This is a genomic window from Pleurocapsa sp. CCALA 161 (genome assembly GCF_003003995.1).
Lineage (GTDB): Bacteria > Cyanobacteriota > Cyanobacteriia > Cyanobacteriales > Xenococcaceae > Waterburya.
Genome location: NZ_PVWF01000153.1, coordinates 1 through 8,844, shown reverse-complemented (window position 1 = coordinate 8,844; position 8,844 = coordinate 1). Strand labels below are relative to the sequence as shown.

General features: G+C 38.2%; 11 protein-coding genes and 1 tRNA gene. 4 read left to right on the top strand and 8 right to left on the bottom strand.

Going from position 1 to position 8,844, the window contains the following annotated elements:
• Window positions 1-998 precede the first annotated feature (998 nt).
• Entirely contained in the window at window positions 999-1,271 is a 273-nt protein-coding gene (locus tag C7B62_RS22545) for a helix-turn-helix transcriptional regulator (RefSeq protein WP_106242727.1), read from the top strand.
• 168 nt (window positions 1,272-1,439) lie between these two features.
• On the opposite strand, the gene trpA is transcribed toward C7B62_RS22545, so the two are convergent.
• From trpA to C7B62_RS26950, 4 genes are all read right to left on the bottom strand, one after another.
• Window positions 1,440-2,231: a tryptophan synthase subunit alpha gene (trpA, locus tag C7B62_RS22540; RefSeq protein ID WP_106242723.1), complete on the bottom strand. Its 792-nt coding sequence runs from the start codon at window positions 2,229-2,231 to the stop codon at window positions 1,440-1,442.
• 48 nt (window positions 2,232-2,279) lie between these two features.
• Complete coding sequence (locus C7B62_RS22535) at window positions 2,280-2,585, bottom strand: DUF3007 family protein (RefSeq protein ID WP_106242718.1); 306 nt, start codon at window positions 2,583-2,585, stop codon at window positions 2,280-2,282.
• A 9-nt stretch (window positions 2,586-2,594) separates the two neighbouring features.
• Complete coding sequence (gene ndhL, locus C7B62_RS22530; RefSeq protein ID WP_106242715.1) at window positions 2,595-2,825, bottom strand: NAD(P)H-quinone oxidoreductase subunit L; 231 nt, start codon at window positions 2,823-2,825, stop codon at window positions 2,595-2,597.
• 87 nt (window positions 2,826-2,912) lie between these two features.
• Window positions 2,913-3,035 (bottom strand): hypothetical protein, encoded by a 123-nt coding sequence (locus C7B62_RS26950; RefSeq protein WP_255414081.1) that lies wholly within the window; start codon window positions 3,033-3,035, stop codon window positions 2,913-2,915.
• A 30-nt stretch (window positions 3,036-3,065) separates the two neighbouring features.
• On the opposite strand from C7B62_RS26950, the gene C7B62_RS22525 reads away from it, so the two are divergent.
• A complete protein-coding gene (locus C7B62_RS22525; RefSeq protein WP_106242712.1) occupies window positions 3,066-3,299 on the top strand; it encodes an IS630 transposase-related protein in 234 nt (77 codons plus the stop codon).
• Window positions 3,300-3,518: 219 nt separating this feature from the next.
• Here the strand turns inward: C7B62_RS22525 and C7B62_RS22520 are convergent.
• A tRNA-Arg gene (locus C7B62_RS22520) sits at window positions 3,519-3,591 on the bottom strand.
• Window positions 3,592-3,689: 98 nt separating this feature from the next.
• Window positions 3,690-4,394 (bottom strand): M15 family metallopeptidase, encoded by a 705-nt coding sequence (locus C7B62_RS22515; protein ID WP_106242708.1) that lies wholly within the window; start codon window positions 4,392-4,394, stop codon window positions 3,690-3,692.
• Between the two features lie 219 nt (window positions 4,395-4,613).
• Between C7B62_RS22515 and C7B62_RS22510 the strand changes: the two genes are divergently transcribed.
• Together C7B62_RS22510 and C7B62_RS22505 are read left to right on the top strand one after the other, a co-directional pair.
• On the top strand, window positions 4,614-7,610 hold the full coding sequence (locus C7B62_RS22510; RefSeq protein ID WP_106242700.1) for a plasmid replication protein, CyRepA1 family: 2,997 nt from the start codon (window positions 4,614-4,616) through the stop codon (window positions 7,608-7,610).
• 85 nt (window positions 7,611-7,695) lie between these two features.
• A complete protein-coding gene (locus C7B62_RS22505; protein WP_106242694.1) occupies window positions 7,696-7,908 on the top strand; it encodes a hypothetical protein in 213 nt (70 codons plus the stop codon).
• Between the two features lie 282 nt (window positions 7,909-8,190).
• Here C7B62_RS22505 and C7B62_RS22495 read toward each other — a convergent pair whose 3' ends face one another.
• Both C7B62_RS22495 and C7B62_RS22490 read right to left on the bottom strand, forming a co-directional pair.
• Window positions 8,191-8,535 carry a type II toxin-antitoxin system PemK/MazF family toxin gene (locus tag C7B62_RS22495; protein WP_106242690.1) on the bottom strand — a complete coding sequence of 115 codons (345 nt, stop codon included), beginning with the start codon at window positions 8,533-8,535 and terminating at the stop codon, window positions 8,191-8,193.
• Window positions 8,529-8,786, bottom strand: a complete 258-nt coding sequence (locus C7B62_RS22490; RefSeq protein ID WP_106242687.1) for a ribbon-helix-helix domain-containing protein — start codon at window positions 8,784-8,786, stop codon at window positions 8,529-8,531. The genes C7B62_RS22495 and C7B62_RS22490 overlap by 7 nt, the downstream gene beginning before the upstream one ends.
• Window positions 8,787-8,844: the final 58 nt, after the last annotated feature.

Genomic DNA, 8,844 nt, shown 5'->3' with positions numbered 1-8,844 from the left:
GTTGTTCCCATATCCATAATCTCTCCAGAGCTAAATCTTTGCCAATCAACAATTGTGCGTAACATCAGGAGCTAACAATAAAAAAATCATAATTACTAGCTTTCTATCAATCTATGTTGTCATAGCTTCTATTTTCGATACAGGTCTACTTTTTTAATAGTCATTCCCAATACAAAGCATCTTCAAAATAAAAATAACTTTGAAAGACTAGAATGGCTAATAATCCGTGACAAAGTACTCCTGTCTCTCTGCATCAATCATAGGCAAATTTATAATAACTAAGTATATTTACAGAATATTTATATTTGGCGCAATATTTACTGCCATAATATTATTTAAACTAGTTTTATATAACTTTTTCCATGCTGATCGCCAACGCATTTGAATCGGGAAGTGTGCAATTGATATCTCTTAAACCAAAGTCTTTATACGCTCAAAATAAGCTATTATTCGCTTATTTTGAGCGTATTTGTATCTAAACATGGTGCAGTAAATTTACCTAAAAATCAACTTGATTTGATTTTTATTGTTTTACAAATATTCCTTGTTTGAAGATATATCAAATGTACTGATTGATTAAAAAAAATAGCTCATAAATTCCGTAAATTTGCGAATAGTCTTATTTTAATAATTTGTTAGTATAGGACAAAATTGAGCGTACAAATAGAGCGTATAACCCTCAATTATTAACAGAGTTTTGCTTGACAGCAAAATATTTTTATTGTTATGAAAATACATCGCTAACCCATATTATTGATTCAGTAATTACTCTTACTTATTTGGACAGGAACTATCAATATTACTGATACTCAACAATATTTATTTGCTATAAAAGCCTAAATAATTATTGTTTAAAAGTATTAGTTTTATGATATATATTGATTCTTTTATGCTAAATATATAAGGCATAATTTTCTCTCAATATAAATAATTTTGCTGGTCAAAAAAAATCTAGCCACTATTCTAATTCTATTAATCACGATAATTCAGGAAAAACCATGACAAGACCTAAAAAATCGCAGCGCCAAGAAACAAATTCACCATTTAAAAGACTAAGATTAAACGTTAAGTTATCTCAAGAACAATTAGCACGAGAAATTGGCGTAGCAGTATCCACAATTCGCCGTTGGGAAAAAGGTCAGGCTGAACCGACTATGACCGTACTTCAAATGAAAGAATTTTGTAAAGCAGTCAAGAAAAATTTTGATGACTTACCTAATTCTTTGCTACCGTCAGATACGCCTGAAAATAGTAACAATAATTCGCATTAATCTGAATTAATAACTTAATTTACACTAAATAATATTGAATTTTTCAGGTTACTCGTAGACAAATAACTGCCAGATTGATTAAACTGGCTTCTTGATTTTGTTCGATTATCAAAGCGCAGTTGAAATTTAGGCTACTGTTTTTAGATTTAGAGCAACAAAATTAGTTTCCTAGGAGATTGCCTGTTTTAGAGCATAGCAAAATTTTGCGATCGCCTTAAGTTCTGATTCAGCAGTTTCTGATTCTAGACGTTTGACGATCGCACTGCCAACAATTACAGCATCTGCACCCCAATCTTTAATCTGTTTTGCCTGTTGGGGGTTAGAAATACCGAAGCCAACGCCGATGGGTTTATCGGTAGCGTGATGTAGAGTAGTGAGTAAATCTTTAACTTCTGTTGCCATTTGTGAACGTATACCCGTAACTCCCGTCACAGAAACCAAGTAAATAAAGCCCTGAGATTTTTGGGCGATCGCTTTAATTCTCTCTGGGGAACTGTTAGGGGCAACGAGTAAAATTACTTCAATTCCAATATCTGCTGCTGATTTCAGTAGAGTTTCAGCTTCCTCTAAAGGAAGATCGGGAACAACTAAACCACTCACCCCAGCCTCTTTTACTTGCTTGAGAAACGGCTCAATGCCACGGTAATAAATTGGGTTGTAGTAAGCAAATAAAATAATTGGCACATCGATCTTGCTAACCGCATCCTTAACTATTGCCAAGACATCTTCAAGTTTAACTCCCTTTTGTAAAGCTCTAGTAGCCGCCGCTTGAATTGTGGGACCATCTGCTAAAGGATCGGAATAGGGAACACCAAGTTCAATTAAATCTGCACCATTGTTAGCCAAAACCTCTAATGCCTTAGCGGTGGTTGCCAGGTCTGGATCTCCTGCGGTGATAAAGGGAATAAAGGCACATTCAGAATTTTGTTTGAGCTGTTGAAAACGATGGGCAACATTCATGGGGCAAAATTTATTTGAGCTTAAATAATATTTGAGGTAGCAGACAGACTAAGATTTTTTACCTTGCTCGATTTCTTGCTGTAGCTGGGCTAATTCTTCAGGAGACATTTCTGCTAAACGCTTTTGCATTACAGCTTCTTCATAATCTTTAAGCTGTTGATTATAGGTCATTTTCTTACTGCCCACACGAAATAAATAGGTCAGCGACCAACCGACTAACAAAACAACTAGCGCAGCTTGAGTCCAAATTCCTGCATTAATACCGTCCAGACCAAATAACTGTAAAGCCAGATAAACTAGTCCAGCAGCGACAAACACCCCTAAACCTAGACCCAGAACATCAATTCTACGCATACTGTGACCCTAAGCTTGTAAATTGCGACGTTTGGGGCGGAAATTGAGAAAAGGACTGAGCAAAAGCATTCCAGGAAAACTCAAGAACACAAACAGGTACATGACCAATCTCTCGATTGAGGCGGCGTTATACCAACGTTTACTAAGATAGAAATAAACCAATGCTGGTAACACTAAAAGATACGTGCCACTTAGAATTAGATACAATAAGGCAACTAAGTTATTCTCTGTCAGTAGCATAACTGCTGTTAAATATAAAGATTGACACTGTTATTTTAGCAGGGCGAATACCCAGATTTTGCGCAATTAATGCTCCTGGTAATTAGTTTAATTATTTAAATGCTTTCTCACCCCATAACTGAGCAGGCGATCGAGAGTATCTAGGCGATTTTGCCAGACTTGTGCTTGATAGCTATCAATATTTTTATAGTCATTCCAAATAAGAAACATAGGTATAATAACCAAAAAAACTAGTTGAGAATGACCTACAGTTTAGACTTACGCCGACGGGTAGTGAATTACATTGAAGACGTTGGCAGCAAAGCAGCAGCATCAAGGATTTATCAAGTAAGTAGATGGTGCGTTGACGATTGGTGTAAACGAGACCAACTCGAAGCTAAATCTCAAAAAAGGCGATCGCGAAAATTAGACTGGGAAGCACTGCCACAGCATCTAAGAGAACATGCCGACGCTTTGCTAAGAGAGCGCGCTTAGCACTAAAGAAGAAAAATGAGGGGTGGTATTTAATCAATAATTTGTCTTGCTTAAAACAAACAATTAAACAATTAAAGCTTATAAAAAACGTATGGGAATCGAAGCCATGTTTAAAGATGGTATCAAACTGGTATCAGCCTCATCAAGAAAAAGAGTTCCAGAAATAATCCAGAAATAATATATTTCCCAGAACCCTTACGTTGTATTGTTTTTACTTAATGAGCGCGGTGTGATTTGAACACACGACCTATAGAACCGGAATCTATTGCTCTATCCCCTGAGCCACGCGCCCCCAAACAGCATCAATAAGATTCTACTGCTTTAGTGTATTCATCATACAGTAAGCAAAAGACAACTCGCTTCATCTTAATATTTAATATATTTAATCTACTAAATTCGACCGTAGCGAGCGATCGCAATATTGGTAGGATGTTGCTGATTATGCAACCAAGCCCACATTTGATCTCCTAAAGAAAAATGCCACCATTCATCAGGATGTCTGATGAAACCAGAATTAGTCATGATTTTACAGAGTAACTGACGATTAAATTGATACTGCTGGCTCTCGCCATCGCGATCGCTAATATAGTATTCTGGATGCGATCGCTCAGAAAGTTCATCAATTTCACCCCCCATATCGAGAGCTTCGCCCAAATCATTAATAATGGTTACGTCAACTGCTGCACCTGTACTATGAGGAGGCGGCATGGTTCGGTCTAAGCTAGGTGCTGCCCAAAGTTGATAGACTTTACCCCATAAATCTTGACGCTGTTGAGCAGATAGTTGATGTTCACAAAGATTAAGTTCTTTGACCAAAGAGTCAAAAGTATAGTTGACCATATGCTGCTGTACCCCCACAGGACGATAAGCATCATAGACCTTGATTTTCCAACCAGGATAGCGTTTTTCTAGCAAAAATTGTGCTTCTAGTAATGCCTGCACCACTCCTTGACGTAGGCAATAGGGAGATTTGCTACCATATTCTGCCCCTAACTTGACATAAGGATGGGGTAGTTCTAATGACAAACTATTGGTCGGAATAGCAATCAACCGTTCGCCACAGTCTTTAATAGGGATCTGATGATAGGGTTTCACTATTTTAAAATTGATTCAAATAATTTGAACACAGCAATTAATATTAACTCTTCATTCAAATTCTGACTTCCCCATCCATAGATCGACTACCCCCAAACATATTTTAGTTGGCAACTATGAGCCGATTATACATATAGCGTATTTGTATTAATAATTTCTTTTTATACCCTACATATAGTGGTATGATACTAATCCTCAAAGAGCAAGGAATCAGCAGTAATGGATTATATAGGGGAATGGCAGGCGAGTGGTGTGGACGAAGAGCTAACTAATTTAAACGTAATGGGTCTTCAAGGTACTACTCCCGCAGAGTATTTACTCTATTCTAATTCTATCCCCAGAAGGAATGATGGCAGAATTAGTGAAGGATTTCTGCAGCGATATGCCCACACAGATGCAGGAGGATGGTGGTGTTCGGGGATCGATGTTTTAAATGGAGATGAGGATATCTGGGGATGTTTTAAACCAGATCACCCTCTTAATCGGGATAACAAGGTAATTAAATATGAGCATCCGCCTAAAACCTCTACAGGGTTGTTTGCTCTCAAAGTTCCCCTAAATCTTTGGGAGCGAATTGCCGATCGCGCAGATATTAAAATAAACTCCAAAGCAATTAATGATCGCCGTGCGGATCTAGGCTTTTGGCAGTGGTTGATCGATCATCCGGAAGTTCCTCTTTGTCTTACTGAAGGAGCCAAAAAAGCAGGGGCATTATTATCGGCTGGCTATGGCGCAGTGGCATTACCAGGAATTAACAATGGTTATCGTACCCCCAAAGATGAGCTGGGGAAACGAATCGGCAAGTCTCATTTGATCCCTCAACTGGCAAAATTAGCTACACCTGGGCGAGAAATATATTTAGTCTTTGACCAAGATGTCAAACCAAAGACGGTTAAAGCAGTCAACGCAGCCATGAAGAAAATAGGCTATCTGCTGCAAAAAGCGGGTTGTCAGGTAAAGGTGGTGACCTGGGATAGTGCCTTGGGCAAAGGGGTTGATGATTTAATTGCCAGTCAAGGTCAAGCATGTTTTACCCAAGCCTATGCTGATGCTTTAGACTTAGAAAGTTGGAAGGCAAAGTCTTGGGCCAAACTAACCTATCCTGCTGAAATTCAGCTTAATAGTCGCTATCTTCCTGAGTTAGAGATCTCGCCTCATACCAAGCTAATTGGTATCAAATCCCCTAAGGGGACAGGAAAAACTCAGGCTTTAGTTAAAGTTGTCGAGCAAGCGATCGCCAAACAGCAAAAAGTCTTGGTCATTGGACATCGAATACAGTTAGTTAAGGAACTATGTCAGCGCTTTGGTTTAAACTATCTTACCCAAAGCGATCGCCCAGATAGATCTAGTCTCGGTTATGGTTTGTGCATTGATTCCTTGCATAGTTTATCTCAGGCGCAGTTTGACCCTGATGAGTGGCACGACAGTCTGGTCATTATTGATGAAGTAGAACAGGTATTATGGCACGCCCTAAATTCTAGTACCTGTAGAGATCGTCGCGTAGAAATTCTTAAGTGTTTCAAAACTTTGAGTCAAAATGTCTTAGGCAATCAGGGACAAATGTATATTGCCGATGCGGATCTCAGTGATATTGCTCTGGATTATCTAATTTCCTTATCAGGGCTAGATTTAAAACCCTGCATTGTGCACAATACTTGGCAAAACGATCGCACCCAGTCATGGCAGGTTTATAACTATCAGGGTAAAACGCCTAAAAAACTTGTTAATAATTTAGAAATAGATATCCAACAGGGAGGAAAGCCGTTTATCTGCTTGTCGGCGCAAAAGCTAACCAGTAAATGGGGGACACAAACTCTCGAAGCTTATTTAAAACAGCAATTTCCTCAGCGCAAAATTCTCAGAATTGATTCTCAATCTCTTACAGATCATCAGCATCCAGCCTACAACTGCATCTCCAACCTAGAGCAGGTTCTAAATCAATACGACATTGTGCTTGCCAGTCCCTCAATTGAAACAGGGATATCTATTGAACTAAAGCACTTTACTTCGGTATGGGCGATCGCTCAAGGAATCCAAGCAGAGAATGCAGTGCGCCAAACCCTGGCAAGAATCCGTCATAATGTTCCTCGGCATTTGTGGTGCGCTAACTATAGCTATAACAAAATTGGCAACGGTTCAACCTCAATTCCTGCTCTACTTAGTTCCAGTCAGCGGTTTACTCAATTAAACATCCGTTTATTGCAGCAGTCAGACTTTACCTATTTGGATGATTTAGACACAGGTTTTCAAGCCGAATCGCTACTGTGTTGGGCAAAAATGGCAGTGAGATACAATGCGGCAGCAGTTAACTATCGCAACTCAATTTTGGCGGGATTAAAAGCCGAAGGTCATCAAATTCTTGATGCATCTCAGTATCAACCTGAAATCCCTACTAAGTCGACTACAGATAACTCCTTAGTGGCAGCCATTACAGAAATTAGCAGTCAAAACTATTTAGCTGAATGTGTAGCGATCTCCCGTTCTCCTAGTTTAGATGAGGCGCAATACCGACACCTATGCAAACAGGTAATTAAATCATTAGGCGATCGCCGTCAACTCCGCAAATATGAACTTCAGCAGCGTTATCACCTGCCGATTACACCAGAATTAGTATCGTTAGATGACCAAGGCTGGTATCAAAAAATCAGACTGCACTATTTTCTCACCGTTGGTCGTCCTTATCTAGCAGATCGCGACACGAAAGCTGCTCATAAACTAATCAAACAAGGTCATGGTAGCCTATTCTTACCTGATTTCAACAGTTCTCAATTAGGGGCAATTGTCGGGTCGTTAGAAGTTTTAGGCATTCCTGTCTTGCTTCAACAAGCGAGAGAATTACGTAACACCGATCCTGATTTACAGTCTCTAGCAGCGATCGCCCTGAGCAACCGTCACGAGATCAAAACAATCCTCAATTTAAGTCTGGCAAAAAACTATAGTCCCATAACTATTATTAGCCGTCTTTTGGGTAAGATTGCTTGTAAAATTAAATGTCTGCGTTACGAAACGCACAATCACCAAAGGATTAGAATATATCAGATTTTAGCTCCAGAAGACCTACGAGAACAGGTTTTTACCCACTGGCTTAACATAGATCGACAGCGCCCAGGCAATTCCTTATTTTGGTCAAGCGATCGCCACTTAAGCAATAATAATAATAAAATTTCTGCTCAAATTGCTGATGACAATTACCTCCAGTTAAGCTTAGATGTTTAAGGTATAGTCAACTAATTTAACTTTTTTAAAAAGTCAGTTAATATTAGATGCTATATTCGTGCCTACATTTACTTGCAGCTTATTCATGGAATCTCACTCAAAAACAAACATCAACGGCTATAATCTGTTTGTACAGAACTTAGCCAATAACTTATATCACTTAAACATTGTCGATCCACAAGAGCAAATACATCATTTTGAGGGGGTTTATTCTAGTCCCCAAGCAGCTATGGAAAAAGGCAAGTCAGTGATTGAAAACTTTATCTTTTGGCGCAAAAAAGCTGCCAAATTAGGTTAGTCAAAACCAGTAAATCACTGGTAAATTAAGAGTAAATCCCGATCAAAAATCATCTTTAAAAGGAGATTGAAGGATCGGGATATAACCATCAGCTAGTTTTAACTCCGCAAAGTCACATCAAACTTCTTAACCAAAGTATCGCGAACTTTTTGATGCACAGGATCGACATCTTGATCCGTTAGAGTGCGATCGCTCTGTGTCTCTTCGACAGGGATGAACTAAAAACAGACGTTAGACTGCCAACTATCTAAATAATCTTTGGTTAAAATATTAAATCTGTTTCTAGAAAATTGTTCGTAATCCAGACACAATTAAGTCAATCTTTGATGCTGATAATTGACCAATCTTTTCTTCTGGTAAAAGATCTGTTTTATTTACAGTTAAAATTTGTGAGATATTTACTACGCTGTCTTTTGGCAAGTTACCTTCCCCTTTTATCAGCAATACATTGCCTGGAGCATCACCTAATCTAAGATTAGTAGTTAAAATACAGATTATTGTAGTTTTAATATGAGAACGATTAAAAGTATCGTTTTGGACAACAACACAAGGTCTACGAAACTCTGGTTCAGACTTTTTGGGTCCTGGTAAATTAATCCAATATACTTCCCCTTGTCTGATTACCATTCTTCAGATTCAAGAATTTTTTGAGTGAAATAACTTTTACCTGCATTAATAAATTTAGTTTCGTCTTCTACTTGATGATCATAAACGTCATTAAGTTGAGATAAAATCTCTTCCTGTTTCAGTCGATGAAAATATTCTTTTAATGCTAGAGCAATAACACCACTACGACTGTTATTAGTTTGCTTGGCTATTTTATCTGCTTCTTTTAATAATTCTTGGTCAAGACTTATAGCTGTCTTTGCTGTAGTCATAATCAGCGAGTATAATTTGAAGTTATACTTTTAGTATAACATTGATGTTAGCGATCGC

What these genes read in the sequence shown, in the direction of transcription:
- C7B62_RS22545 (WP_106242727.1), top strand. Translation starts at nt 999, where the DNA reads ATGACAAGACCTAAAAAATCGCAGCGCCAAGAAACAAATTCACCATTT.
- trpA (WP_106242723.1), bottom strand. Translation starts at nt 2,231, where the DNA reads ATGAATGTTGCCCATCGTTTTCAACAGCTCAAACAAAATTCTGAATGT.
- C7B62_RS22535 (WP_106242718.1), bottom strand. Translation starts at nt 2,585, where the DNA reads ATGCGTAGAATTGATGTTCTGGGTCTAGGTTTAGGGGTGTTTGTCGCT.
- ndhL (WP_106242715.1), bottom strand. Translation starts at nt 2,825, where the DNA reads ATGCTACTGACAGAGAATAACTTAGTTGCCTTATTGTATCTAATTCTA.
- C7B62_RS26950 (WP_255414081.1), bottom strand. Translation starts at nt 3,035, where the DNA reads ATGTTTCTTATTTGGAATGACTATAAAAATATTGATAGCTATCAAGCA.
- C7B62_RS22525 (WP_106242712.1), top strand. Translation starts at nt 3,066, where the DNA reads ATGACCTACAGTTTAGACTTACGCCGACGGGTAGTGAATTACATTGAA.
- C7B62_RS22510 (WP_106242700.1), top strand. Translation starts at nt 4,614, where the DNA reads ATGGATTATATAGGGGAATGGCAGGCGAGTGGTGTGGACGAAGAGCTA.
- C7B62_RS22505 (WP_106242694.1), top strand. Translation starts at nt 7,696, where the DNA reads ATGGAATCTCACTCAAAAACAAACATCAACGGCTATAATCTGTTTGTA.
- C7B62_RS22495 (WP_106242690.1), bottom strand. Translation starts at nt 8,535, where the DNA reads ATGGTAATCAGACAAGGGGAAGTATATTGGATTAATTTACCAGGACCC.
- C7B62_RS22490 (WP_106242687.1), bottom strand. Translation starts at nt 8,786, where the DNA reads ATGACTACAGCAAAGACAGCTATAAGTCTTGACCAAGAATTATTAAAA.